General features: G+C 67.2%; 23 protein-coding genes and 1 tRNA gene. 12 read left to right on the top strand and 12 right to left on the bottom strand.

Annotation, left to right across the window (positions count from 1 at the left end; all coding sequences use genetic code 11):
* Nucleotide 1: 1 nt before the first annotated feature.
* Nucleotides 2–640 carry a GNAT family N-acetyltransferase gene (locus ACQVDU_RS10090; protein WP_363496020.1) on the top strand — a complete coding sequence of 213 codons (639 nt, stop codon included), beginning with the start codon at nt 2–4 and terminating at the stop codon, nt 638–640.
* Here the strand turns inward: ACQVDU_RS10090 and ACQVDU_RS10085 are convergent.
* The 6 genes from ACQVDU_RS10085 to ACQVDU_RS10060 all read right to left on the bottom strand — a co-directional run bounded on the left by ACQVDU_RS10085 (nt 573) and on the right by ACQVDU_RS10060 (nt 6,752).
* The gene (locus tag ACQVDU_RS10085) at nt 573–1,421 is read right to left on the bottom strand and encodes an ABC transporter ATP-binding protein (RefSeq protein ID WP_363496023.1); all 849 of its coding nucleotides are present in this window, start codon (nt 1,419–1,421) and stop codon (nt 573–575) included. The two genes, ACQVDU_RS10090 and ACQVDU_RS10085, sit on opposite strands and share 68 nt — an antisense overlap.
* Nucleotides 1,418–2,215, bottom strand: coding sequence for an ABC transporter ATP-binding protein (locus ACQVDU_RS10080; protein WP_300591649.1), 798 nt, complete (start codon nt 2,213–2,215; stop codon nt 1,418–1,420). Before ACQVDU_RS10080 ends, ACQVDU_RS10085 begins: the two co-directional genes overlap by 4 nt.
* Nucleotides 2,212–3,141: an ABC transporter permease gene (locus ACQVDU_RS10075; RefSeq protein ID WP_300591650.1), complete on the bottom strand. Its 930-nt coding sequence runs from the start codon at nt 3,139–3,141 to the stop codon at nt 2,212–2,214. The genes ACQVDU_RS10080 and ACQVDU_RS10075 overlap by 4 nt, the downstream gene beginning before the upstream one ends.
* Nucleotides 3,138–4,088 (bottom strand): ABC transporter permease, encoded by a 951-nt coding sequence (locus tag ACQVDU_RS10070; RefSeq protein WP_300591651.1) that lies wholly within the window; start codon nt 4,086–4,088, stop codon nt 3,138–3,140. Before ACQVDU_RS10070 ends, ACQVDU_RS10075 begins: the two co-directional genes overlap by 4 nt.
* A gap of 83 nt (nt 4,089–4,171) precedes the next feature.
* A complete protein-coding gene (locus ACQVDU_RS10065) occupies nt 4,172–5,680 on the bottom strand; it encodes an ABC transporter substrate-binding protein (RefSeq protein ID WP_363496028.1) in 1,509 nt (502 codons plus the stop codon).
* A 124-nt stretch (nt 5,681–5,804) separates the two neighbouring features.
* The gene (locus ACQVDU_RS10060; protein WP_443477032.1) at nt 5,805–6,752 is read right to left on the bottom strand and encodes an alpha/beta fold hydrolase; all 948 of its coding nucleotides are present in this window, start codon (nt 6,750–6,752) and stop codon (nt 5,805–5,807) included.
* A 110-nt stretch (nt 6,753–6,862) separates the two neighbouring features.
* Here ACQVDU_RS10060 and ACQVDU_RS10055 point away from each other — a divergent pair, with 110 nt between their 5' ends.
* On the top strand, nt 6,863–7,576 hold the full coding sequence (locus ACQVDU_RS10055) for a tyrosine-protein phosphatase (protein WP_300591654.1): 714 nt from the start codon (nt 6,863–6,865) through the stop codon (nt 7,574–7,576).
* Here the strand turns inward: ACQVDU_RS10055 and ACQVDU_RS10050 are convergent.
* Genes ACQVDU_RS10050 through ACQVDU_RS10035 form a run of 4 tightly spaced genes read right to left on the bottom strand, consistent with a single transcriptional unit; the run spans nt 7,566 to nt 11,628 of the window.
* Entirely contained in the window at nt 7,566–8,048 is a 483-nt protein-coding gene (locus ACQVDU_RS10050) for a Fe-S oxidoreductase (protein WP_292711859.1), read from the bottom strand. The two genes, ACQVDU_RS10055 and ACQVDU_RS10050, sit on opposite strands and share 11 nt — an antisense overlap.
* On the bottom strand, nt 8,045–8,860 hold the full coding sequence (locus ACQVDU_RS10045) for an arginase family protein (protein WP_443477031.1): 816 nt from the start codon (nt 8,858–8,860) through the stop codon (nt 8,045–8,047). The genes ACQVDU_RS10050 and ACQVDU_RS10045 overlap by 4 nt, the downstream gene beginning before the upstream one ends.
* A 12-nt stretch (nt 8,861–8,872) precedes the next feature.
* Complete coding sequence (locus tag ACQVDU_RS10040) at nt 8,873–9,610, bottom strand: PspA/IM30 family protein (RefSeq protein WP_292711863.1); 738 nt, start codon at nt 9,608–9,610, stop codon at nt 8,873–8,875.
* A gap of 44 nt (nt 9,611–9,654) precedes the next feature.
* On the bottom strand, nt 9,655–11,628 hold the full coding sequence (locus tag ACQVDU_RS10035; RefSeq protein ID WP_443477030.1) for a TPM domain-containing protein: 1,974 nt from the start codon (nt 11,626–11,628) through the stop codon (nt 9,655–9,657).
* A gap of 139 nt (nt 11,629–11,767) precedes the next feature.
* Here ACQVDU_RS10035 and ACQVDU_RS10030 point away from each other — a divergent pair, with 139 nt between their 5' ends.
* From ACQVDU_RS10030 to ACQVDU_RS10015, 4 genes are all read left to right on the top strand, one after another.
* On the top strand, nt 11,768–12,607 hold the full coding sequence (locus tag ACQVDU_RS10030; protein ID WP_300594176.1) for a DUF3097 domain-containing protein: 840 nt from the start codon (nt 11,768–11,770) through the stop codon (nt 12,605–12,607).
* Nucleotides 12,608–12,703: 96 nt separating this feature from the next.
* Entirely contained in the window at nt 12,704–13,993 is a 1,290-nt protein-coding gene (locus tag ACQVDU_RS10025; RefSeq protein ID WP_300594166.1) for a hypothetical protein, read from the top strand.
* Between the two features lie 89 nt (nt 13,994–14,082).
* On the top strand, nt 14,083–14,742 hold the full coding sequence (gene trmB / locus ACQVDU_RS10020; protein ID WP_443477029.1) for a tRNA (guanosine(46)-N7)-methyltransferase TrmB: 660 nt from the start codon (nt 14,083–14,085) through the stop codon (nt 14,740–14,742).
* Nucleotides 14,743–14,789: 47 nt separating this feature from the next.
* Nucleotides 14,790–15,653, top strand: a complete 864-nt coding sequence (locus ACQVDU_RS10015; protein ID WP_443477047.1) for a CPBP family intramembrane glutamic endopeptidase — start codon at nt 14,790–14,792, stop codon at nt 15,651–15,653.
* Nucleotides 15,654–15,780: 127 nt separating this feature from the next.
* Here the strand turns inward: ACQVDU_RS10015 and ACQVDU_RS10010 are convergent, their stop codons facing one another.
* Together ACQVDU_RS10010 and ACQVDU_RS10005 are read right to left on the bottom strand one after the other, a co-directional pair.
* Complete coding sequence (locus ACQVDU_RS10010) at nt 15,781–16,980, bottom strand: alpha/beta hydrolase family protein (protein WP_443477028.1); 1,200 nt, start codon at nt 16,978–16,980, stop codon at nt 15,781–15,783.
* 229 nt (nt 16,981–17,209) lie between these two features.
* A tRNA-Arg gene (locus ACQVDU_RS10005) sits at nt 17,210–17,282 on the bottom strand.
* 107 nt (nt 17,283–17,389) lie between these two features.
* On the opposite strand from ACQVDU_RS10005, the gene ACQVDU_RS10000 reads away from it, so the two are divergent.
* From ACQVDU_RS10000 to ACQVDU_RS09975, 6 genes are all read left to right on the top strand, one after another.
* A complete protein-coding gene (locus ACQVDU_RS10000) occupies nt 17,390–18,220 on the top strand; it encodes a transglutaminase-like domain-containing protein (protein ID WP_443477027.1) in 831 nt (276 codons plus the stop codon).
* A 148-nt stretch (nt 18,221–18,368) separates the two neighbouring features.
* Nucleotides 18,369–20,033, top strand: coding sequence for an arginine--tRNA ligase (gene argS / locus ACQVDU_RS09995; RefSeq protein ID WP_443477026.1), 1,665 nt, complete (start codon nt 18,369–18,371; stop codon nt 20,031–20,033).
* A 3-nt stretch (nt 20,034–20,036) separates the two neighbouring features.
* The gene (locus ACQVDU_RS09990) at nt 20,037–20,873 is read left to right on the top strand and encodes an LmeA family phospholipid-binding protein (RefSeq protein WP_443477025.1); all 837 of its coding nucleotides are present in this window, start codon (nt 20,037–20,039) and stop codon (nt 20,871–20,873) included.
* Complete coding sequence (add, locus tag ACQVDU_RS09985; protein WP_443477024.1) at nt 20,870–21,874, top strand: adenosine deaminase; 1,005 nt, start codon at nt 20,870–20,872, stop codon at nt 21,872–21,874. The genes ACQVDU_RS09990 and add overlap by 4 nt, the downstream gene beginning before the upstream one ends.
* A gap of 155 nt (nt 21,875–22,029) precedes the next feature.
* The gene (gene lysA / locus ACQVDU_RS09980; protein WP_443477023.1) at nt 22,030–23,457 is read left to right on the top strand and encodes a diaminopimelate decarboxylase; all 1,428 of its coding nucleotides are present in this window, start codon (nt 22,030–22,032) and stop codon (nt 23,455–23,457) included.
* Nucleotides 23,454–24,791 carry a homoserine dehydrogenase gene (locus ACQVDU_RS09975; protein ID WP_443477022.1) on the top strand — a complete coding sequence of 446 codons (1,338 nt, stop codon included), beginning with the start codon at nt 23,454–23,456 and terminating at the stop codon, nt 24,789–24,791. Before lysA ends, ACQVDU_RS09975 begins: the two co-directional genes overlap by 4 nt.

Here is a 24,791-nt window from a genome sequence, read left to right as displayed (position 1 = left end):
CATGCTGGAAGAGGAATACGACAAGAAGCGGCGGCTTCCCTTCCATCTGCGACGGCGGTCCGAGCCTGAAGGGCCGTTCAGTTACGTCATCCGGGCCGCCGAGGAGCGCGACATCCCCGACATTCGGGAGATCTACAACTACTACGTGCGCAACTCCGTCGTGACCTTCGATGAGAAGGTCTGGTCGATCGCGCAATGGCGCGAGAAGTTCGCGTTCTTGGCGAAGCTCGACCTGCCCTTTCTCGTCGCTCAGTCACCGACCGGTCAGATCCTGGGCTACGCGCTCGTGCAGCCGTGGGCAGGAAAGTCCGCATACCGCTACACCGTCGAGAATTCGATCTACCTGGGTCAGGCTGCGGCAGGCAAGGGCCTCGGTCGCGCCCTGCTCGAGGCACTCATCGAGGCTTGTCAGCAGAGGGGCATTCGCGAGATCGTCGCCGTGATCAGCGACAAAGGCGCCGAGGCCTCGATTGCTCTTCACGAGCGGCTGGGCTTCACCGAGGTCGGTCGAATGGGACGCGTCGGCTTCAAGTTCGGGCGGTGGCTCGGAACGATCTACCTGCAGAAGTCGCTCAAGCCGGTGAAGAAGGGGTTGTTCCGTCGCGGCGGGAGTCCGCGGGAGCCTCGCGCGGGGGAGTGATCGACGGGATCGCGGCCAGGAGCGCTCGGGTGTAGTCGTCCTCTGGCGAACGCAGGACACTGGCGGTCTCGCCCCGTTCGACGATCCGTCCGTCCTTCATGACGACCACCCGGTCGCAGAGGTTCTGAACCACGCCGATGTCGTGGGAGACCATGATGATCGTCATCCCCTCGTCCTGCCGGAGCTGGTCGAACAGACCAAGGATCTGCGCCCTCACCGTGACGTCGAGCGCCGACAGCGGCTCGTCCCCGACGAGGATGCGCGGTCGGTGCGCGATCGCCCGTGCGAGTGCGATCCGCTGCCGCTGACCGCCGGAGAATTCGTGCGGGAACCTGTCGGCTGCCGCAGCGTCCAGGCCCACCTGGGTGAGGACCTCCCGCACCCGCGCTCGCCGGTCCCCGGCGATGCCCAGCGCCCACAGCGGCTCGCCGACGATACGCCCCACGCTCATGCGGGGGTCGAGCGAAGCGTAGGGATCCTGGAACACGATGCCGGTCTCGCGCCGCAGCCACCGGAGCGACCTGGCAGATGCCGATGCGTCGACCTCGCGACCATCGATGTGCACCGAACCGGAGGTCGGTTTGTCTAGGCCCAGGAGGAGGCGGACGAGGGTGGATTTGCCTGACCCGGACTCGCCGATCACCCCGAGGGCGTGTCCCTCCTCGAGCGTGAGATCTACCGCGTCCAGTGCCGTTGTGACAGCGGGCTTCGCGAATAGGCGTGTGGGAGGGGTGCGGTGGCGTCGGGTGAGGGCCTCGGCGCGGACGAACTCCGTGCTCATGCGTCCTCACTCGGGGTCTGGCCGCGCCACAGCGTCGCCGTCGCATCACGCAGGAGTCCCTGTGTGACAGCTGCGCGAGGCTCGCTCAGCAGGCGGGGAACCTGACCGGCCTCGACGACGCGACCGCGTTCGAGGACCACGGCGTGAGTCGCGACCTGGGCGAGCACCGCCAGGTCGTGGGTGATGAACAGCAGGGACATGTCTTCGTCGGCAGTGAGGCCGCGCAACAGGTCGAGGATCCCCGCCTGCACCGTCGCATCGAGCGCTGTCGTCGGTTCGTCGGCGATGAGTAGACGAGGCCGGCACGCGAGCGCCATGGCGATTGCCACGCGTTGGCGCTGACCCCCAGAGAGCTGGTGCGGATAGCGGCGGACGATACCCTCCGGATCGGGCAAGGCGACGCGGGCGGCTTCGGCAACGACACGAGCCCGCAGCTCGCGACCCCGCAGGCGCTCGTGAATCTGCACCGACTCCCCGATCTGACGTCCGACGGTACGGATCGGGTTCAGCGCGGTGAGCGGATCTTGGAACACGATGCCGATCTCGTCACCGCGGAGCGCGGCGAAAGCACGCTCGTGAAGGCCCAGAACCTCCTGTCCGCGCCAACGGATGCTGCCCGAGGCCTGCGCACCCTGGGGTAGAAGCCCCACGATCGCCAGCGCCGTCAGGGACTTGCCGGATCCGGATTCTCCGATGAGCCCCACCGTCCCGCCGTCCGGGACCTCGAACGAGACACCGTCGACGACGCGCTCGCCGCCGATCTCGATCGTCAGCCCATGCACCTCGAGGCTCATGAGACCACCTCGGGCATGTGCGTGCGCGACACTCGCGCGGCGCCGGTCGTCGAGGCCAGAGTCGGGTCGGATGCCTCACGGATGCCGTCGCCAAGCAGGTTCAGCCCGAGAACTGTCACCGTGATCGCCAGGCCCGGCCAGAGCACGGCAAGCGGATAGACGGTCAGATACTGCTGCAGATCCCGAAGCAGGACTCCCCAGGAGGGCTCGGTCACTGGCGCACCGAAACCGAGGTATGAGAGGCCGGCTTCCGCAAGAACCGCGACGGCCATCGCCCACGACAGCTGCACGATGAACACCGGTGCGACGTTGGGGAGGAGGTGGCGCCAGAGGTTCTGCATCGGGGTGAGGCCTGCCGCGGTTCCTGCGAGCACGAAATCGCTGTGGAGGACGCGTCGCAGCTCGGGTCGCGTGACGCGGGCGATGTTGACACCGAAGCCGATGCCCACCGACCAGATCACGACCCAGAGCGATCCGCCCCACACCGCCGAGATCATCATCGCCACCAGCAGCACCGGGAACGCCACGAGGATGTCGATCAGGACCGCCACCGATTCGCGAACCCAGCGCGTTGTGAGGGCGCCGAGGCTTGCCAACGCGACGCCGAGCACCGTGGCGACGACCGCCGACCCCACTGCCACCCACAGGGTTGTGCCAGCCCCTGCCATCACGAGGCTCAGGATGTCGCGCCCCGCGCCATCCGTGCCGAGCAGATGCGGCCAGCTCGGGGGGAGCCACCGGTCTTGCACGTTCACCTGTTGCGGATCGAATGGCGTCCAGATCCGGGCGATCACTGCGATCAGGATGATCGCGGCGGCGACGCAGATCCCGAAGCGTCCCGTCGGCACTGCCCACACGCGCCGTAGCCACCGTGCCCGCGTCCGCGTCGGGCGCCTGCCGCGTGCGTCACGTGGAGGGAGAGTCACGACGCCTCCCGTTGCCTGGGATCGAGGATCCTGTGGAGCAGGTCGACGAAGAACCCCACGATCAGGACGAAGCCCGTGAGTGCCAGCAGCTCGCCCTGGACCTTGGGAAGATCCCGTGCTCCCACGTCGTCCACGAGCATCCGACCGATGCCCGGGAGCGAGAAGAGCTGCTCGATGATCACGGCGCCAACGATGATGCCCGCGACCTGGAGGCCGAGGACCGTGATGACCGACAGCCCGACGTTCGGCAACCCATGCCGGATGAGCGCCGTCGTGCGGGTCAGGCCTTTGGCGGCTGCGGTGCGGACGTAATCCTGTCCGATGGCCTGGAGTGTCGCGCTGCGCACGAAGCGGAGGAGCATTGCGCCTTCCACGATCCCGATCGTGACGGCGGGAAGGATGAGCGAGCGGATCGCCGCGGCTGGGTCGTCCCATCCGTTGCGCGGGAACCCCTGCGCGGGGAGCCATCCCAGCCACACGGCGAACACGACGACAAGCATCATGCCGGCCCAGACAACGGGCACCGCTGCAACCGTCTGAGCGCTCACGCTCATGAACGTGCCGCGGCGCCGGCCTCGCCAGATCGCCGAAGCCACGCCGAGCGGGATGCTGAAGAGCACAGCGATGGTCAACGACAGGATGCCGAGCGGCACCGTGACCTGCGCCTTCTCAGCGAGTTCCTCCGCCACCGGGGTGCCGGTGAGAAGAGACGTGCCGAGGTCGCCTCCAAGAACCCCGCCCAACCAGTCGAAGTATTGCGCGATCAGCGGCTGGTTCAACCCCAGTTGCTCGCGGATGGCCTCGATCTGCTCGGCCGTACCGTTGGTTCCCGCGATCAGCTGAGCCACATCGCCGGGAAGAACGCGAAGGGTCAAGAAGATGATCGCGCTTGCCACCGCGAGCCCCAACACGAGCAGCCCCAGCCGGGTCACGACGTACCTGGTCACCTGTCTCTCCCGACCAGGCCCATCGCCCGCGTCGCCGGGGCGGCCGCGGGTCGACGCATCACGATGACCCCGTCAGTCTCGCCTCAGCCCGCGACCTTGGCGAGGTCGGCGAGGTTGAGTCGTTCGTTGACGTTGATGGACGGCATGCCGGTGACGTTCGTTCCGACGGCGACGACGGAGGCTCCGTTGTAGAGCCAATCGGCAGCGGCGTCTTCGGACACGATCCGGGCAGCCTGGGCCAGCAGCGCGGCAGCCTCGGTCTCGTCCGTTGCGGCAAGCGACTCCTGATAGAGCTTCTGCACCTCGGGGTTGTCGTACGTGAAGTAGTAGTCGGGGTTCGCCCAGTTCTCGAAGTCGCGGGCTTCGGTGTGCAGCACGAAGCTCAGGTCGTAGTCCTGGTTGACGTAGACGTCGTTGATCCACGTGGGGAAGTCGACGCTGTTGACCGTGAGGGTGATGCCGACTTCACGCAAGTCGGAAACGAGAAGCTGGGGAATCAGCGTCGGGTAGCCGTTGTAGATCGTGAGTTCGAGTTCCAGATCGCTGTACCCCGCATCCGCGAGAAGCTCGCGTGCGGCATCCGGGTCGTAGGGGGCCACGTCGGAGAGGTCCTCGTAGCCAGGGTCAAGCTCCGGAATCGGTCCATACATCGTCTGGCCGGCTCCCAGCGCAGCGACGAAGGCGTCGTGGTCGATGGCCTGGCGGATCGCCTGGCGCACGCGCGGGTCAGCAAGAGGGCCCGCGGTCTGGTTCATTGCGAGGGTGCCCTTGTCGGTAGATGGCCCCGTCACAACGGTGAACGCGCCATCTGCCTCAATCTGGTCGGTGAGGTTCGCGTCGAACCCGGTCACGACATCCACCTCGCCAGCTGAAGCGGCGTTGAGGGCTGCCTGTGTCTCGGTGATGTAGTCGAAGACCACCTCGGCGACCTTGGCTTTCTCACCCCAGTAGGCGTCGTTACGGACGAAAGTGATCGAGTCCCCCTGACGCCACGAGTCGAGCAAGAACGGGCCGGTACCGTTGGCGGCCGTGGCGTAGTCGACTGTGTCGCCCTCTTTGAGAATCAGTCCGGCACGGCCGGTCAGGTTCCACAGCAGGCTCGAGTCGGGCTCGGAGAGGGTGAGCGTAATGTCCTGCCCCTCGGCGGTGATGGATGCGATGTTCGCCAATCGAGCGGAGTCGGCCCACTCCGGGGTATCGCGCCTGGTCGTCAGCGACCACACGACATCCTGCGGCGTCAGCGCCTGGCCATCACCGAAGGTCACTCCCTCACGCAGGGTGAACGTGTAGGTCAGGCCGTCAGCCGAGACCTCATAGTCCTCCGCGAGAACGGGGACGATGTCTTGCTCCGGGGTGCGACCGACGAGCCCCTGGTAGACGTTGTCGATCAGGATCTGGTCGAGTGCGGCACCAGCTGTCTGTCGGATGTCGAGGTTCCCCGGCTCCAGAACGAGACGGATCGCGACCGATGCGTCAGCGTCGGGAGCCCCCGTCGCCGTCGACGCGGGGTCAGTGCTTCCGGTGCAGGCTGTCAGAACGAGCGCGCTCGCGGCGAGTAAGGCCGACGCGGCCAGAGCGGTGCGGCGGAACATGGGAGTCCTTTCCGGGGGGCATCCGCGGCGAAGCTGGTGGGCGCGCGGAGCACAAAGGGGATCTGCGGTAGATAACTCTAGGGTCCGGTTGCTGTGTTCCCCTCATCGAGAGGAGAACGTGACGTCATCGTTGCCCGGTGCTCGACAGTTCGGTGATGGTCTGTGCCAGTGCTGTCGGTGCTTCCTCGTGGACGTTGTGGCCGGTCGGAAGGGCGACGACAACGGCGTCGGGTCGGCCCCTGCTGAACTCTGCCGCATCGTCGGTCGTCACGAAACCTCGCTCCCCGCGGATCAGCGACAGCGGGGCCGAAACGGCGGCGATGTCGTTCCATCCGCTCGCCGAGAGGATCTCGGAGAGCGCATCCTGCTGCGCATCGACCTGTGCGGCCAGCTCGGGCGCTGCCGCGAGGGCCGAGGCCAGGTGAGCAAAGTGGTGCTTCCACTCGACGCGTCCGTCTTCGCGGACTCGCGAGTTCAAATACACGCCGCGTTCGGCCTTTTCGCGGGTCCCCCCACCCAGGCCGAAGGTCATTGCACGATCGACGAGCTCGTCACGGCTTGCCCAGTCGGTCGGGCCGGCGAAGAACGCCCGGATCTGTGCCGCCCCGGCGTTCGGATCGATACCGGGGGTGATGTCGATCACGATCAGTTGCGTCACGAGCTCGGGAACGGATGCCGCAACTGCCGCGCCCGTCAGTCCGCCCAGGGAGTGTCCGACGATGAGCTGCGGCGCCGACGTCCACGCGCGGATACCCGTTGCCACATCGGGGGCGAGGTTCGCCGCGGTGTAGGCAGCATCAGGCCGCCAGGAGGACTCGCCGTGCCCGGGAAGGTCGATCGCGAGGGCAGGCAGGCCGAGCGCCAGGATCGTGGAATCCCAGGTGTGTGCATTGAGCCCCGCGCCGTGGATGAAGGTGACAACGGGGGGCTCGTCACCGAAGCGAAGAGCGCTCAGGGTGCGTCCGTCGTCGAGGAGGAGCGACACGCGCTCGACCGGTGGGAGGTTTCCGGCCACGCCGACGCTGGCGGCGTCTGTTGGCAGGAACCGGAATTCATCGTCAGGTGTCGTCATCGTTGTCCGTCCTCGGTTGATTCGGCTGTCCCCATTCTGGCCCTCGCGCGGAGCACCCGGAGACGCTGGGCACGCGCGTGCCCAGCGTGCCCGGGATAGGGTCGAGGAACGTGAGCACACTCGACATCTCCGGCGCGATTAACTTCCGGGACACCGGTGGTCTGCGTGCTGGCGCCGGTCGGACCCGGGAGGGCGTGTTGTACCGGTCGGGAAACCTCGCGCGGCTGGACGAGGACGGCATCCGTGCTTTCTCGGGACTCGGCATCCGTCGGGTCATCGACCTTCGCGACGACGCCGAGGTGGCCGGTGCCCCGAGCCGATTCGATGACCGTGAGCTCGTTGTGCAGCGGGTTCCCCTGTTTCTGGGCTCGGTGAGCTCGTTCTTCGTCGAGGACGTTCCGCTCACGGAGATGTATCGCCGGCTCGTCGATGACTCAGCGGGGCGTGTGGTCGAGGTTGTGCGAGGAGTGCTGGCCGATCAGCCGGTCCTGGTGCACTGCACGGTCGGCAAAGATCGCACAGGTGTCACCGTCGCTATCACGCTGGCCGCCGCGGGAGTCGACAGGGATGCCGTCATCGCCGACTATGCGCGCACGGAGGCGCTCCTGCCGCAATCGCGCAACCGCGACGTCGTGGCACGCATCCGCCAGTTCCACCCGGACTCGGTCAACCTCGAGGAACTGGCCACGAAGTCGCCCGCAGAGGCGATCGCCGGGCTCCTGAACAGCCTGGATGAGGCCTACGGCTCGCCGCGTGACTACCTGCGCGCCCACGGCATGAGCGATGACGAACTCGTCGCTCTGGACGAGGTGCTCATCGACTGACTGCTCTCTTCGGTCGCTGGCGCGGGATGTAGTTCCCGTCCGCGAGGCCCGCCTCGATCTCGAAGCGGTTGCCTAGCGGGTTGCGGCCCGAGAGCTGGTAGAGCAGCGGCATCAGCATCCCGTAGCGGCGCCACTGCCGCGCGTGGACGAGCTCGTGCCGCAGCACGCGCGGGCCGTCATTGGTTGCCGTGAGGTAGCAGGCGCCGACGCACACGCCGCCGCGGGGGAACGTCCACGAGGGCATGCCGGAAAAGACATACAACACCGTGCTGTCGGCGCCCCGGTGGACTCGCACCCTGCCTGTGCTCCAGAGGAAGCCCCAGACAAAGCCGATGGCGGTTCCGATGACGGAGCCTGCCCGCGAAACCGGGGAGTCCAGCAGCGGGAGCCAGCGATCCAGCAGCTGACCTCGCGCGACGGCCCGCTCCGCGGCAGCCTCCCACCCCGGTGGGGGCGTCGGAATCGGGGTCACGCCAGCGCCCCGAGAAGGCGCAGGATCGTCGGCATGTCTTCAATCGCGGTGTCCGCAGACGCGGGAGAGAAGCCGGCGATCGTCGCCCCGACGAGCGGGAAGCGATCACGTACCGCTCGGACTGCGGCGATGACCTCGCCGGCATCCGGACCGAACGGCACGGGTGAGGACACTCCGGTAACGACGGAGGGATCGAAGACGTCGATGTCGATGTGGATGTATGCCCGTGGAGCGCCGGTCGCTGCTACTGCGGCGACAAGTGCCTCGGGATCGGCCAGGTCCCCGGGCAACACCCGGCGGATGCGGTGCTCATCGACGTACTGCTGTTCGGCGTCGTCCAGTTCTCGGGTACCGGCCAGCACGACCCGATCAGGGGTCAGGATGCCGTGGGCAAGACGGAGCCGATCGGCTCCGTCTCCGAGAGCGGCGCGCAGCACCATGCCGCAAAACGCTCCGCTGGGCGAGGACTCCGGGGTGTTCAGGTCGGCGTGCGCATCGAACCAGACAACCGCGACGTCGGGAGCCGCGACTGCCTCCAATGCGCCGAGGGTCACCCCGCAATCCCCGCCGATCACGACCACCGGCTCGGGCAGGCTCGCGACAGCATCCCGGACCAAGTCTCGGATGCGCACGAGTGAGCTGGCTCGACGGATGCCGGTGTCCTGGCTCTCACCGGCTTCGACCGGCACCTCCAACCGGGTGCAGGCCGAAGCCGGAAGGTCGCCCGCGATGGCTTCGGCGCCGTCGATCAGCTGCATCGCGCGAGCCGATCCGGAGCCCTGCCACTGCGGGGCGATGACGAAGTGAGCCATCGGCCGGTTCGATCAGCCCTCGATGGCGGGCTTGGGGGCACCGCCGGACTTGAGTGCGGCGAGGCGAGCTTCGACCTCCGTGAGCTCACCGAGATCGTCGAGGCTCTCGAACTGGGCGTCCAGGCTCGAGGCGGCGAGCTCCGTCTTGCCCTGCGCGATGGCCTCCTGGCGGCGAACCTTCTCTTCGAAGCGGCCGAGTTCGCTGGTCGGGTCGAGAACATCGATCGACTTGACGGCATCCACGACCTTCGTCTGGGCCTCGGCGGTCTTCTGACGCGCGACCAGCTCGGCCGACTTGGCCTTGAGCTGCTCGAGCTTCTGCTTCATGCCGTTGAGGCCGTCCTTGAGTTTGTTCACGACCTCGGTCTGCGAGGCGATCTGCGGGGCCGCAGCCTTCGCGGAGTTCTCGGCCGCGATCTGGCGCTGTAGGGCGACCTTGGCCAGGTTGTCGAACTTGTCGGCATCCACCGGGTCGCCCGCCGCACGGAACTCGTCGGCCTTGCGGCTGGCGGCAAGCGCCTTGTTTCCCCAGTCGGATGCCGACTGGAGGTCCTCCTGGTGGTCGCGCTCGAGAAGGCGCAGATTGCCGATCGTCTCGGCAATGGCAGCCTCGGCATCCGCGATGTTGTTCGTGTAGTCGCGCACGAGCTGGTCGAGCATCTTCTGCGGGTCCTCGGCCTGGTCGAGCATCGCGTTGATGTTCGCCTTCATGAGGGTTGAGATGCGTCCGAAGATGGACTGCTTTGCCATGGTGTGTCCTTCCGTCTGGGTGTGTGAGTGGTGATCGATCGTGCCTAGAAGCGGCCCCCGCCGCGCCGGCCGCGAGAGCCTCCGCCGCCGAACCCGCCACCGCGGGATCCGCCACCGAATCCTCCTCGCCGGGAACCGCCGCCGCCGAATCCGCCGCGCATACCGCCTCCGCCACCGGAGAGGATCGAATTAAGCACGATGCCGCCGAGGACTGCGCCCATCATGCCGTTCGATCCGCCGCCGCGGGATCCGCCGTAGCCGCTGACGTCGAAAGCGCCCACGTCGCGCTGGGCGGCCTGAATCGCCTGAGACGCGAGCTGTTCCGCGCGCTGTGCGTGAGGGAGGGCTTGCGCGGGATCGGAGACCTGAATCTGCTGTGCGGTGGCGAGGCTTGCGCGGGCCTCGGCCAGTCGCGTCCGGGCTTCGGCGCCGACGGCTCCGCGCCGGGACGCGATGAAATCGTCGGCCGCGGAGATCTGAGCGCTCGCCTGCATCGTGATCTGCGAGAGCGCCTGCTGGGCTCGCTGCGCTCGAGCCTGCGCGTCCCGCGCTGCTTGCAGGACCTCGTCGATCTGCCGGTCTGCCTCCTGGAGCGCGTGCAGCGCGGCAAGCGGACGCTGCAGTGGGGCATCCAGGAGAGCTCGAGCCGTTGCGACCTGTTGCGTCGTGCTCGCCGCGACACCCGCCAGGCGCCCGTCGGGATCAGGAAGTGCGCGCGCGGTAGCGATGTCGGCTTCGATCCCGGCGATGACGCTCTGCGCGTTCGTTGCCGCCTGCTGAAGGTCCCGTGCCAGTGTGTCGATCGCGCGCTCCAGCTGCAGCGCTTGGGCCACGGCTTCCTCGGCGCCGTGAAGAGCTACCGCGGCATCGGATGTCTTGCCGGCAGCGAGGTCCTGCCGGGCCTGGGATAGTGCAGCATCAGCGAAGGCGATGCGTTCCCGCACCTGCTCGAGGTTGTCGGCGACCGTCGCAAGGGCATCCGGGTGGAACGTCGCCTTGAGGTCGGAGAGTGCGCGTTCAGCACCGGCGAGGCCAGCTGAGGCCTCTTCACGGTCCTTTGCGACGCGCTCGAGGGCTTGGGGTGCGGTGCGCTCCAGCTCGCGCAGGGACTCGAACTCCGCCGCTTTCTCGTCGAGCGCCGTGTTCGCCTTCTCGCACAGGTCGAGAATCGCGAGGTTCCACTCGCGGATCTGAGTTTCAGTGTCGGGTTCGGCATCGTCGAGGCGCTGCTGCAGCGAAAACGCCTCCATGAGGCTCGCTCGTGCCGCGGCGAGGGTCGTCTCGAACTCGGTGGCCGCAGCGTCGCCGAACTGCGCGCGAGCGAACCCGAGTTCCTGCGTGCTGGTCGTGATGGCGTCGTCGGTTGCGACCAGTGCCGATGCGGCGCGCCGAGCCAGCTCATCGAGACTCACCAACTGCGGATCAGCTTCCCGCTTTCGGCGCGAACGGATGACGATCCAGATGACCAGGCCAGCAAGGGCACCGACCACGACGACGAGAAGTACGACCGTGAAGAACCCGCCGCCCCCGGATCCGCCGGCGAGCGCTGCCTCAAACCCATCGGCTGCGGTTGTGATCGCACCGAGGTAGTCGCCGGCGCTCAAATACGGCTTGATCTCGTCCTCGATGGCCAGCAGTTGGTCTTCGCTCAGGGGGCCGGAGGAGTCGGCCGAGGTGTAGAACTGGCGCGACTCGGTGGCCACCGCAAGCAGGTACTGGCTCGGTCCGAGCCCGTTGTCTTCCGCTACTGCATCCGCCCACTCCTGGCTGTTCGACGGATTGGTGAACTCGTCGACGAACACCACATAGAGGTCGACGCCAGTCGACTCGTACAGCTCGGCGAGCCTGGCGTCAGCGGCTGCCTCGTCCGCAGCGCTGAGCGCGTCGACCTCGTCGAGGACGTAGGCAGCGTCGAGCGTGACCGGATCGGTGGCGCTCGCCGGCGCCGCAGTGATCGAGAGCAATACCGCCATCGCCACCGCGCTCAGGACCGCCCCGAACGACCATCGAGTCGGCATCGATTCCCCTCCCGGCGTGCGAAAGCCCGCGTCCTTCGATCCTATTGATGGCGCACGGCCCCGGGGAAGCACTCCGCGAGGCACACCGGATCCTCACAGCGTGCGTCGTAGGGTGAGTGCCCGAAAGGCAGGTGCGGTGGTGGATGATCGGTACGGAACTGACGTACTCGCAAGCGGCTGGCGCGGCCACGGGAAGACTGACAGTGCTCGCGTGCCGGCAGAGCGGGGCCTGGTCATCGAGGTGCAGGCCGACGGATTCTGCGGTGCTGTGACCCAGGCGGATGCAGCGACCGTCGAACTCGAAGACCGCTTTGGTTCGCGGCGCCGCTTTCCGCTGGGTCCCGGCTTTCTCCTCGATGGATCGCACGTTGTGCTCGTGGCGCACCGGCCAGCTGCCTCCCGGCAACCGCAGCGCACGGCGTCCGGCTCGTTCGCGGCTCCCGAACAGCGGGCGCGTGTCGCGCGAGCCAGCCGCATCCTCGTCGAGGGGCGCCACGATGCCGAGCTCGTAGAGAAGGTCTGGGGCGATGATCTGCGTGCCGAGGGGGTTGTCGTCGAGTATCTCGAAGGAGTCGACCGCCTCGCCGCCATGCTCGATGAGGAGCCCCCGTCAGCGAGCCGCCGGTACGGCATCCTCGTCGACCATCTGGTCACCGGATCGAAAGAGGCCCGCGTCGCCGCGGAGATCATGCGCGGCAGGCATGGGCAGAACCTTCTGATCGTCGGTCATCCCGAGATCGATGTGTGGCAGTGCGTACGCCCCGCGGCCCTCGGGCTTCGCGCGTGGCCGACCGTGCCGCGCGGGGTTGACATCAAGGTCGGGACGTGCCGCGCCCTGGGCTGGCCGAGCGAGACTCCCGCGGATCTCGCGCGCGCCTGGCGCCGAATACTGGGCTCGGTGCGCAGCTATCGTGACCTGGAACCGTCGCTGCTCGGTCGTGTCGAGGAGCTGATCGACTACGTGACAGCTGCGGACTGACGGAGCCGCACCGAGCGCCGAATTGGTCCTGCCGCAGAGACTGGCATACTAGGGGGAGGCGTTCTCGCCTCCTTTTGTGTGCGCGGAAGGTCAGCAGTGGTTCCCACCTCTCGACAGGATGTCGCGCTCTCCCCTCGGAGAGCCCCCTCCTCCCGGGGATGGCGAGGTCTTCCTCGCGCTCTGAGCGAATGGCTCTCAGACCTCACCTCGGCGCGCGTCGGCGTCGAACCGATCGCGTCTGGGACGCTGACCAAGGTCGTCGGGATCTGGGCGATCGGTCGCGCAGTCAACCTTGGGCTGCTGTGGATGTTCTTCGAGATCTCGCGGCTCGCTGACCTCGGCTTCGGCCCGTTCGGCATCCACGTGCGCACCTTCCTCACCTTCCTCACGGGGTGGGATGCCGACCATTACCTCAACATCGCCCGCACCGGCTATCCGGTCCGGCTCCCGATGGAGGAGGGCATCGTTCAGCCCAACGACTGGGCGTTCCTGCCGGTTCTGCCATTCCTCGAACGGGTGGGCCATGACCTGACCGGTGTGAACGAGGGAATCATCGGGATCATCGTCAGCATCGCGGCGAGCCTCGGCGCTACCCTCGTTCTTTTCCTCTTGCTTCGGCGCGTCACGACGCCGCAGGCATCCTGGTGGGGCATCGTCCTGTTCACCTTCGCACCCCTGTCGTTCGTCTACGTGCTCGCGTACGCCGAGTCGCTGTTCCTCCTGCTCGTTTTCACAGCACTGCTCCTCGCGATAAAGCGCCAGTACCTCCTCATCCTGCCGGTGGGTGTGCTCGCGGCCTATACCCGGCCCGGGGTCCTCGCGCTCGCGCTGGGCCTTGGAATCGTCTTCCTCGTGCGATGGATGCAGCACCGCACCGACCCGTTCCCCTGGACCCAGCGCCTCAGCCTTGCCGCGAGCGGGATCGCGATCGCGGCGGCCGGCCTGTCGTGGACGTACATCGCCGATGCCGTCACCGGCATCCCGCACGCTTACGTTCGTACCGAGACCGCGTGGTGGATTCCGCTCGTCGGCACCGGTGACTTCGTGCCCATGACGCCGTGGTTCCGGTTCTTCGGCACATACCTGAACGTGTTCGGCATCCTGCTGGTGCTGGCGATCATGGCGGCTTTCGCGTGGTGGATGTTCTCCAAGCCCACGCGCAAGCTCGGTCTGGTGATCGTGGCGTACGCGGCAAGCTACGGCCTCTACCTCTTCGGTGTGTTCCTGCCCCAGCAGTCGACCTTCCGCCTCATGATGCCGCTCTCACCGCTTCTCGGTGACGAACGGTTCTCGTCGACGCAGCATCGCAGGCAGTGGCTCCTGCTGGGCTGCCTCGGACTGCAGGTGGTGGCAGTGTTCCTGCTGTGGACCATCGGGTATCCGTGAGCGGTCGTGCCCCCGGTGTGACATCTTCCGGCGAGGCCCCGACGGGTTTTCGTCTGAGACCGGTCTCGTTTGTCCGACGTAGCGGGCGGATGTCGGAGGCGCAACAGCGCGCGTGGAACGACGTCAGTCCCCGGATGCTGATCCCCGTCGAGCGGGACGCTGCCTCCACGAGTATCCGAAAGGGTTCGACCATCGACCCGGCGGCGGTGTGGGGACGCACCGCGCCCCTGATCGTCGAGATCGGATCGGGCCAGGGCCACGCGATCGTCCACGCGGCAACCGCCCAGCCGGGCGCGAACTTCCTTGCTGTCGAAGTCTTTCGGGCGGGGCTTGCGCGCACGATGCTGGATGCCGACCAGGCGAACCTCGACAACCTCCGACTCGTCGAGGGCAACGCTCCCGAGGTCCTCGAGCATCTCCTGCCCTCGGCATCCGTCGACGAACTGTGGGTCTTCTTCCCCGACCCGTGGCACAAGAAAAAACACACCAAGAGGCGGCTGGTGACTGCCGAGTTCGCGGCGCTTGCGGCATCCGTTTTGCGACCGAACGGCGTGCTTCGACTCGCCACGGACTGGCAGGACTACGCCGACCAGATGGTGTCGGTGCTGGATGCTGCGCCCGAGTTCACTCGCGCCTTCGACGGCGATTGGGCGCCTCGCTTCGACGGTCGCGTGCTCACGGCGTTCGAACGTAAAGGCACGCGCGCCGGGCGAGAGATTCGCGACCTCACCTACCGGCGGTCTGCGTGAGCAGCCACGCGGATGCCGCGCACGGCGCTCCTCGCCGGCTTCCTGCGATGTCGTGGCGCGTCCTGCCTGCTGTGCTGGTCGTGCTGGCAGCACCAGCATTCTTCGTCGCCCTGATCCCCTGGCTCGGGTGGGCGCTCCTGGCGGCGGGACTGATCGCCGCAGCCCTGGTGGAGCGGTTCGCGCCTGCTGGGGCGCGTCCGGCCGTGCGGGTGGGGACGCGGTTCGATACGGCCCGGACCGTGTCGCGGGAACCGTCGATCTTGCGAGACCTGTCCCTCATCGCGATCGGGATGTTGATCGTCAGCGCCATCCCGCTCAAGGCCGAGCTCGACAACCTCGCGATCCTCCGTTTCGGTCTAGCCCTCGGGGGAGCGGTGGCAGTTCCGTACCTGATCTCGCGGTTCGTCTACCGGGATCGGGCGATCGGGTTCCCCTGGCGGGGCGGCGGGCGCTGGAGCTGGTTTCAGTGGGCCTGGCTTGTGGGTGTGCTCGTGCTCGGGTGGCTCATCCTGCCCTTCTACTTCATCACCTCAGGCGTGTACCTGAACTGGCCGGTCGTTGACACTCCCGATCTCATCGCCCGCCTATTCGTCGGGGTGGGTGCCGTGGGCATCTGGGACGAGCTGTTCTTCATCTGTACCGTCTTCGTCCTGCTGCTGCGGCACATGCATCCGCTCACCGCGAACCTGCTGCAGGCCGTCGTGTTCGTCTCGTTCCTGTGGGAACTCGGCTACCAGGCGTGGGGTCCGTTCCTGACGATCCCGTTCGCGCTCCTGCAGGGCTACATCTTCCTCGTCACCCGCTCGCTCGCGTACGTCGTCACCGTGCACCTGCTCTTCGACGCGGTGGTGTTCGCCGTGCTCGTGCACGCGCACAACCCGGGCCTGTTCGACGGTTTCTTTCTCGTCTGAGTGGGTCACGGCGGCAGCCGAGTCCGAGTTTCGGAGGAAGGAGAAGTTGCCGACGTAGGACGATTCAGCCGACATTCATCCTGCTGCGGAGATTTCTCCTACGCCGCAGATGCGGCTTGGAGGGGCTTCAGCGTCCGAGACGCGTGTCGAGCCAGTCGAACATCCGCTCGTCGGTGAGCAGGCGCGCCAGCGGCTGGCAGTGATAGTCGGCGCCTTCGTCCGCCGTAAAGGGCTGAAGCGTGGCATCCGGCACCATCGCAGCAAGCTGTTCGGACTGGCCCGGCCAGATTTGCTCTTTCTCGGGTGAGGTGATCAGGAGCGGCGTGGAGATCTTTGCGGCATCCTCTGGTTCGAGGCGGTAGCGCAGCATCTCGACCATCGTGTCGTACGGGCTGTCTTTGCCGAACGGCTTGGCGCGGAAGTTCCACAGACGCGAGACGGACTTCGAGTAGCGCAGGGCCATTTCCATCCCGCGGTCGAACTTCTCTTTCTCGCCCTTCTCGACGAGCTCCATCTCGGATTTCGGGATGCCGGCGCGCCAGGACTGCGATACGTCGACGACTCCGGGGTCTGCTACTGCCGCGGCGATCCGGTGCTCGAACGTGAGGGCCCGGGGGAGCCAGTACCCTGCCTGGCTGATGCCGTACGCGGCGATACGGTCGGCATCCACGTCGTCGCGAGCGACGAGTGCGTCGACGACCGGCGTCATGACAGCCTCCCAGTCGTAGCGGAAGGGGATGTTCTTGTCGAAGAGCATCGATTGCTGACCGGGTCCGTCGAACATCAGCACGTTGTACCCGCGCTGGAGTCCGCCAAGGCCGCCGGTCGCCCACATGCTGCTGATCGATCCATCGCTGCCGTTGACCAGGATGAGGGTCGGTGCCTTTGCGCCGTCCGTGCTCGCGCTGAAGAAGTAGCCCGGCATCGTCGTGTTCTCGTACGGGATCGCGAGGCGCTCGGCGGAGTACGGCGCGCGATCGACGAATGCGTCCCATGCTGCCCGGTGGGCGCGGAAGGCGTGCTGCAGCAGCTCCTCATCGCCCAACGCTGCTGCTGCGTTCACGGCGGGGGAGTAGGCGTTCGCCGCGCGCAAGTACGCCGCCGCTGCGCTGGCGCGATGCCCGGCATCCGCTGAGGCCGCCGCCTGTGTCGCAAGGCGCTCGCCGAGCGAGCTCCACGCCTGATACCAGCCCTCGTGGTCACCGTCTTTCACCTCGGCGATGGTTCGCAGCACTTCGCCGACATCCGAGCCACCGTAGGGGGCTTGTCCGAGCTGGATGCGCACTTCGAAGTCGAAGTCCTCGCTGTAGAAACCCGTTTCGAACACGTCGTGTGCGTGCCTGCTGAATAGATTCGCCATCATCTCTCCCCGAGTGTCGTCGGGGGCAGGCTATCGGGGCAGTTGCGCCAGCGGAAGTGGTGTGCCCCCGCGCCCTACCGCCACTCCACGCGCCGCTACGCGTCGCGCGGAGCCTCCGGCGGCAGGGGCCCGCCTGACGGGTGGTGTAGAGATCGAGAAAGGGACCGCCCTTCGGACGGTCCCTTTCTCGATAACGTGCCCCCGACAGGAATCGAACCTGCGACCTTTGGTACCGGAAACCAACGCTCTATCCCCTGAGCTACGGAGGCGTACCGATCGAGATTACCATCGCCCACCGGCCCGGCCCTGACCGCCCGGAACCCGGGTCACCGAGACGCGTCATCCGCAGGTCATCACGGCGTGCGAGGATACTCCGGTGCATCGCATCGTGACCGCTGAACTGGACCTGGAACTCCGGGCATCCATCGACCTCATCTTCCAGATCGCCGTCGCCCAGCATGCACCTGTTCTGAGCGAGAATCTCACCTTCTCGCAGGGCGATCGGATCTACACACCGATCGAGATCATCGACCAGACCGGCAGTCGCTTGCACCGGTTCTGTGGTGAGCCGGGGGTTCTCGAAGTCCGCTACGACGCCGTCGTCGACGAGCAGGTGACATCGCGGCCGACGAGTGACCTCGAGGCGATCACCTACCTGCGTCCGAGCCGATACGCCCAGTCCGACGAGGTGTTCTCACAGGCGCGGCGACAGTTCAAAGGCCTCGTCGGCGAGGAGCTTCTGCTAGCCGTGTCGGAATTCGTATCCGAGACGGTGACCTACACCCCGGGACTGAGCCTCGGCACCGACTCAGCGGTCACGACGCTGATGACCGGGCAGGGTGTGTGCCGCGACTACGCACACCTCGTCATCGCGCTTCTTCGTGCGATGGACGTGCCAGCCCGTTACACCGCGTGCTACGCGCCGGGTCTTGAACCGATGGACTTCCACGCCGTCGCCGAGGCCTATTTCGAGGGTGCCTGGTACGTCATCGACGCCACGCGGCTGGCCGACCGGCGATCCCTCGTGCGGATCGCGACCGGCCGGGATGCCGCGGATTGCGCCTTCCTCAGCTACCACGGCGGAAACCTCACCCTCGATCGGATGCGTGTGGATGCGCGAATCGCGTCGCCCGACACGGATGCCGCACCCGAGGCATCCGCCTCCGACGCCTCCGACGACTTCGCCTCGCTCGTGCAGCTGGCCTAGCAGCGAAGTAGCCACGAACGCGCCGAGAATCCGATAGGGCGCCGCTGACACAAGTCCCCGAGCGGATTCTCGGCGCCGGATCGGATTCTCACCTGTGCGCATCGACGCGGGAGGGGAGGGTGCGCCGCGCGCCTAGACTGGATCGGCCATGAACCCCGAAGCACTCTCCGCCGCACTCCTCGCCGTGATCACGCCTCTTGCCGAGGCTCGACGCGAAGGTGCGGCATCCGATCTGACCGCCACAGACCTGCCGCTCGAGCGACCCAAGAACCGCGACCACGGCGACTGGGCCTCCAACGCGGCGCTCAAGCTCGCGAAGAACCTCGGCGTGAACCCGCGCGAGTTCGCCGCGGAGATCGCGGCGGGCCTCGAGCAGGTTGACGGCATCGCGAGTGTCGAGGTAGCGGGTCCCGGGTTCATCAACATTCGGCTGGATGCCGCTGCCGCCGGCTCCCTCGCCAAGACGATCGTCGACGCCGGGGCGGCGTTCGGTACGTCGACGGTGCTCGCTGACCAGGTCATCAACCTCGAGTTCGTCTCGGCCAACCCCACGGGTCCGATCCACATCGGCGGCACCCGGTGGGCTGCGGTGGGCGATGCCCTCGCCCGCATCCTCGCCTCGCAAGGTGCGAGCGTCACGCGGGAGTACTACTTCAACGACCACGGTGCCCAGATCGATCGCTTCGCGCGCAGCCTCGTCGCTGCGGCCGAGGGTCGGCCGGCGCCCGAGGACGGATACGGCGGGGCCTACATCGCCGATATTGCGGCGAGGGTGACGGATGCCTACGACGGCGACCTCGCCGCCCTGGATGCCGAAGCCAAGCAGGAAGCGTTCCGCGAACTCGGTGTCGGATTCATGTTCGACGAGATCAAGCAGAGCCTGCACGAGTTCGGCGTCGACTTCGACGTGTACTTCCACGAGAACGATCTGCACGCATCCGGGGCCGTGACCCGGGCCGTGGATCGGTTGCGCGATCTCGGCCACATCTACGAAGCCGACGGCGCAATCTGGCTGCGCTCGACCGACTTCGGCGACGACAAAGACCGCGTTGTGGTCAAGAGCGATGGCCAGCCCGCGTACATCTCGGGTGACCTCGCCTACTACCTCGACAAGCGCGAGCGCGGGTTCAACCGTTGCATCATCATGCTCGGGGCCGACCACCACGGTTACGTCAAGCGACTCATGGCGATGTGTGCGGCTTTCGGCGACGAGCCGTATGTGAACCTGCAGATCCTCATCGGCCAGATGGTGAATCTGCTGCGCGAGGGACAGCCGGTGCGGATGTCCAAGCGTGCCGGCACCGTTGTGACCCTCGAAGACCTCGTCGAGACGGTCGGGGTGGATGCCGCCCGCTACGCCCTCACGCGCAGTTCCACGGATTCGAACCTCGACATCGATCTCGACATCCTGCAAAAGCGCACGAACGACAACCCGGTCTTCTACGTGCAATACGCGCACGCCCGAACCCATAACGTCGGGCGCAATGCCGCAGCGGCAGGTGTCGACCGCAGCGTGTTCGCACCCGAGACGCTCACGCACGAGACCGAGTCTGCCCTCCTGGGCGCGCTGCAGGAGTTCCCTCGGACTGTCGCGTTCGCCGCGGAGGTGCGCGAGCCGCACCGCATCGCCCGCTACCTCGAAGAGCTCGCTGGTCTGTACCACCGGTGGTACGACAACTGCCGCGTGATCCCGCTGGGTGATGACCCCATCGAGCCGGTGCACCAGACACGGCTGTGGCTCAACGACGCCACCGGTCAGGTGCTGCGCAATGGACTGACGCTGCTGGGCGTCGGAGCTCCCGAACGGATGTAACCCATGACGGATGCCGACCACCCGACTGACCCGCTGCCGGACCTGCGCGCGGGCTGGGTGCTCGCGGTTCCGGAGGAGCCGAAGAAGCGTCGCCGGGTGTGGCCGTGGCTTGTTGCGGCTGCGGCCGTGGTGATCGTCATCCTCGTCGTGGTCGTCGTCATCGTCGAGACCGTCGTGCGATCAACGATCGAGGCGGGTATCGCCAGCCAGGTGCGGACGGGACTCGACCTGCCCGCCGATCAGTCCGTCGACGTGTCGATCCAGGGCCCGCTCACTCTCCAGCTACTCACCGGCAGCCTCGACGACCTGCGGCTCTCATCCGACGACGTGCCGCTCGGTCCGACGACGGCGGATATCGACGTCACCCTGCAGGGGGTGAGCACGACAGCGCCCTACACCGTGGGTGCGGGAGTTGCCACGGTGACTCTCGACCAGACTCAGGTGGCAGCCCTCACCGACAGCGTCGCCCAGATCGACATCGTCGATCTCACGCTCGAGGACCCTGCGATCGTCGTCGGAACTGAGCTCTCATTGTTCGGGTTCGGCATCCCGGTGTCACTGTCGCTCGTGCCGAGTGCGGAGGCCGGCGAGCTCGTGCTTCGGCCCGAAAGCCTGCAGGTCAGTGGACTCGCGGTGACGGCGGACGGCGTGCGAGACCAGTTCGGATCCCTTGCCGACCCCATCCTGCAGGACTGGCAGATCTGCGTTGCGCAGTACCTGCCTGCCGGAGCGACGCTGACGGCAGCATCCGTCACGGGCGCGGAACTTGTCGCCACGTTCGACATCGATGGCCGGATGCTGGACGACGCAACCCTTCAGCAGAACGGCACCTGCGCGTGAGCGCCACCTCGGCGAGTGCGCCCCTGCTGATCAATCTGCACTCGCACCTCGAAGGGCGGGTGCGGCCGGGCACGGCGGCAGAGATCGCGCGAGAGCTCGGGATGCCGGATGCAGGCCGCGACTGGGCGGCGGCGCTGCAGTTGGATGGGCCGGCGGATCTCACCACGTACCTCGTGAAAGTCGTTGCAACGTTTCCGTTCTTCTCGCGGCTCGATCTGCTCGAGCGGATCACGCGCGAAGCCGTCGAGGATGCTGCAGCCGACGGTGAGGATCACCTCGAACTGCGGTTCGGTCCCGCCTCGCATGCGGCAACCCTCGCCGAACTGGATGCCGTGATCGCCGCGATGTGTTCGGGCATTGCGGCAGGCATCGCGGGCACCGGGATATCTGCTGGCGTGGTCGTCGCGGCTCTGCGCAGCGACCCGACCGAGGTGAACGAGGCGGTGGCCCGTGCTGCGGCGCGTGCGGCCGGGACCGGCGTTGTCGGATTCGATCTCGCAGGTGACGAACTGCTCTTCCCCCACCTCGAGCGCTACCGCGACGCCTTCGCCATCGCGCGCAGTGCGAGCCTGGGTATCACGTGCCATGCCGCCGAGGCGGCATCCGGGCGCGCGGCTCAGCAGGCCGTGGAGCTTCTCGGCGCGACCCGCATCGGCCATGGTGCACGCATCGCGGAGGAGCCGGACCTTGTCCGCTGGTTCGTCGAGCGTGACATCGCGATCGAAGTGTGTCCGACCTCGAACGTCTACACGGGTGCTGTGACGTCGATGGATGCCCACCCGGCGGCGCGGTTCGCCCGCGCCGGTGCCCGGGTCGTCCTCGGCGATGACAACCCACGTCAGACCGGATCGCTGCTCTCGAACGAGGTGGCTGTGCTGCGTAACGACCTCGAGTTCGATGACGCGATGATGGCGGCGCTGGCACGGCACAGCGTGGATGCGGCGTTCGTCGCAGACGGTGTGCGACAGGGCTGGCGGAGCCGACTTGTGAGCGGGTCGTAACCCCGCGCGGGCGCGGGGGAGCGCAGGCTGGCGGATTCCCGGGCGAGGATACCCGGTGCCCTAGACTGACCGGAGTGTCTCGGCGCGTGCGCTGACCGCCCGGGATCTGCTCGCGCCGCTTGTTCGGCGCCGAAGACTTCACCGATTGGCTCCGCGTGTCCGCCCACCCGACTTCCACCCCGCCCGTTCCGGCGTGGCTGGACGTGCCGTCGGATCCCAACGACCTGGTCGATGGTGTGTGGCCGACGGATACCGCGCGCGATGCTGACGGCGAACTGGTCATCGGGGGAGTCGCGGCATCCGCGCTCGCTCGGGACTACGGCACGCCGCTGTACGTCCTCGACGAAGACGACGTGCGCTTCCACGCTGCCCGCGCCCGCGAGGCTTTCGCATCCGCGGCGGCGCGGCACGGCGTTGCGGCGCGGGTGTACTACGCGGGCAAGGCTTTTCTCAGCACAGAGGTGGTGCGTTGGGTGACGGATGCCGGGCTCGCCGTCGACGTCGCCAGCGGCGGTGAACTCGCCGTCGCCCTGGCAGCGGGTGTCGATCCGGCCCGGATCGGGGTACACGGAAACAACAAGAGCGTCGCCGAGCTCGAGCGAGCCGTCGCCGTCGGTGTCGGCTCCATCGTCGTCGACAGCTTCCAGGAGATCGAGCGTCTCGCTGCCGTCGCGGAAGCTGCCGGCGTCGTGCAACCCGTGCTCATTCGCGTCAATAGCGGTGTGCACGCGGAAACCCACGACTTCCTCGCGACAGCACACGAGGATCAGAAGTTCGGCTTCACGCTCGCGGATGCCGTCCTGGCTGCCACCCGAGTGCGCGAAGCCGTGGGCCTTCGGCTGGTCGGACTCCACTGTCACATCGGTTCGCAGATCTTCGGCACCGCCGGGTTCGCCGAGTCGGCAGCCCGCATCGTGGGGCTCTACGCAGACCTGCGGGGCGGCACGGATGCTGCTGAAGACCTCCAGGTCCTGAACCTCGGCGGCGGATTCGGTATCGCCTACACGCGTGCCGACACACCGACCGCGATCGAGGTTCTCGCTGATGGGATCGTCGACGCGGTAGCTGCCGAGTGCGCCGCGCGCGGCATCCGGATGCCGAATCTCGCCTTCGAACCGGGCCGCTCGATCGTCGGGCAGGCTGGCGTCACCCTCTACACGGTGGGCACCACGAAGACCGTCGCTCTCGAACACGGCCTCGAGCGCCTGTACGTGAGCGTGGACGGCGGCATGAGCGACAACGCAAGACCCGCGCTGTACGGCGCCCAGTACAGTGCACGCCTGGCATCCCGGGTCAGCGACGCCGCCCCGCACCTGGTTCGCGTCGTCGGCAAACACTGCGAGTCCGGTGACATCGTCGTGGATGCCGAGTACCTTCCCGCCGATGTGGCGCCGGGCGACCTCCTGGCCGTGCCGGCGACCGGCGCGTACTGTTTCTCGCTTGCCAGCAACTACAACTTCCTCCCGCGTCCGGCCGTCGTGGCCGTCCGGGACGGCCGCTCGCGCGTGATCGTGCGCGGTGAGACCATCGATGACCTGCTGGCGCGTGACGCCGGCATCCTCCCGACCGAAAGGACGGCATGACCGACTATCGCCGCCTCCGCGTGGCGCTGCTGGGCGCTGGAGCCGTCGGCTCCCAGGTCGCCGCGCTGCTGCGTCAGCACGCCGACGAACTGGCAGACCGCGCCGGAGCCCGCCTCGAACTCGTAGGAATCGCCGTACGCAACCCTGATGCGCCCCGCGATGCTGACCTGCCGCGCGAGTTGTTCACGACGGATGCCGAAACCCTCATTCTCGGCGCCGACATCGTCATCGAGCTGATGGGCGGGATCGAGCCTGCGCGCACGAGCCTGCTCCAGGCGATCGGTTCGGGTGCTGACGTCGTGACGGCCAACAAGGCGCTTCTTGCCACGCACGGACCGGAAATCTTCGAAGCAGCCGACCAGGTCGGCGCGCAGGTGTACTACGAGGCGGCGGCGGCGGGCGCGATTCCCATCATCCGTCCCCTGCGTGATTCGCTCGCCGGCGACCGGGTGCAGCGCATCATGGGCATCGTCAACGGCACCACCAACTACATCCTCGACCGGATGGACACCGAGGGTGCCGACTTCGGCGAGGTCCTCGCGCAGGCGCAGGCCCTCGGGTATGCCGAGGCTGACCCGACGGCCGACATCGAGGGATACGACGCGGCGCAGAAAGCAGCGATCCTCGCGAGCCTCGCCTTCCACACGTCGGTGCCGTTGGAGGCGGTTCACCGCGACGGCATCACCGCGATCGACAAGCCGATGATGGATGCCGCGCGCAAGGCGGGTTATGTCATCAAGCTCCTCGCCGTCTGCGAGCGTGTGTCGAACGGCTCCGGCGAGGCGATCTCCGTGCGGGTGTACCCGGCCCTCGTGCCTCGCGAACATCCACTCGCGAGCGTCCACGGCGCGAACAACGCCGTGTTCGTGCAGGCCGAGGCTGCCGGAAACCTCATGTTCTACGGCGCCGGAGCGGGCGGCGTGCAGACGGCATCCGCGGTTCTGGGCGATGTCGTCTCTGCCGCACGACGCCATATTGCCGGTGGCGTGGGGGTCGGCGAGTCGACCCGCGCGAACCTCCCGATCCTGCCGATCGGGCACGTGACGACGCAGTACCAGATCACGCTCGAGGTCACCGACGAGCCCGGGGTCCTCGCGACCGTGGCCGGCATCCTCAGCGAGGGTCGCGTCTCGATTGCGACGGTCGAACAGACGGTGGCTGACGCATCCACCGACCCGCTCGCGCGCGTCGCCGCCGACCCGACGGGTGTTGCCCGCCTCGTGATCGGCACCCACAAGGCATTGGAACAGGATCTCAGCGAGACGGTTGCCCGCCTCGCTGACAGTGACGTCGTGGACCGGGTCGTTTCGGTCCTGCGAGTAGAAGGAGATTGA

It is taken from the genome of Microbacterium sp. F2 (genome assembly GCF_052274505.1).
Lineage (GTDB): Bacteria > Actinomycetota > Actinomycetes > Actinomycetales > Microbacteriaceae > Microbacterium.
Note: the sequence above shows the minus strand (reverse complement) of the source record. Positions and strands in the feature narration are given on the sequence as shown.

Bases quoted from the DNA above. Each gene is read 5' to 3' on its own strand.
- ACQVDU_RS10090 (WP_363496020.1), top strand. From the start codon at position 2: ATGCTGGAAGAGGAATACGACAAGAAGCGGCGGCTTCCCTTCCATCTG.
- ACQVDU_RS10085 (WP_363496023.1), bottom strand. From the start codon at position 1,421: ATGAGCACGGAGTTCGTCCGCGCCGAGGCCCTCACCCGACGCCACCGC.
- ACQVDU_RS10080 (WP_300591649.1), bottom strand. From the start codon at position 2,215: ATGAGCCTCGAGGTGCATGGGCTGACGATCGAGATCGGCGGCGAGCGC.
- ACQVDU_RS10065 (WP_363496028.1), bottom strand. From the start codon at position 5,680: ATGTTCCGCCGCACCGCTCTGGCCGCGTCGGCCTTACTCGCCGCGAGC.
- ACQVDU_RS10060 (WP_443477032.1), bottom strand. From the start codon at position 6,752: ATGACGACACCTGACGATGAATTCCGGTTCCTGCCAACAGACGCCGCC.
- ACQVDU_RS10045 (WP_443477031.1), bottom strand. From the start codon at position 8,860: ATGGCTCACTTCGTCATCGCCCCGCAGTGGCAGGGCTCCGGATCGGCT.
- ACQVDU_RS10040 (WP_292711863.1), bottom strand. From the start codon at position 9,610: ATGGCAAAGCAGTCCATCTTCGGACGCATCTCAACCCTCATGAAGGCG.
- ACQVDU_RS10035 (WP_443477030.1), bottom strand. From the start codon at position 11,628: ATGCCGACTCGATGGTCGTTCGGGGCGGTCCTGAGCGCGGTGGCGATG.
- trmB (WP_443477029.1), top strand. From the start codon at position 14,083: ATGTCGGAGGCGCAACAGCGCGCGTGGAACGACGTCAGTCCCCGGATG.
- ACQVDU_RS10015 (WP_443477047.1), top strand. From the start codon at position 14,790: ATGTCGTGGCGCGTCCTGCCTGCTGTGCTGGTCGTGCTGGCAGCACCA.
- argS (WP_443477026.1), top strand. From the start codon at position 18,369: ATGAACCCCGAAGCACTCTCCGCCGCACTCCTCGCCGTGATCACGCCT.
- ACQVDU_RS09990 (WP_443477025.1), top strand. From the start codon at position 20,037: ATGACGGATGCCGACCACCCGACTGACCCGCTGCCGGACCTGCGCGCG.
- ACQVDU_RS09975 (WP_443477022.1), top strand. From the start codon at position 23,454: ATGACCGACTATCGCCGCCTCCGCGTGGCGCTGCTGGGCGCTGGAGCC.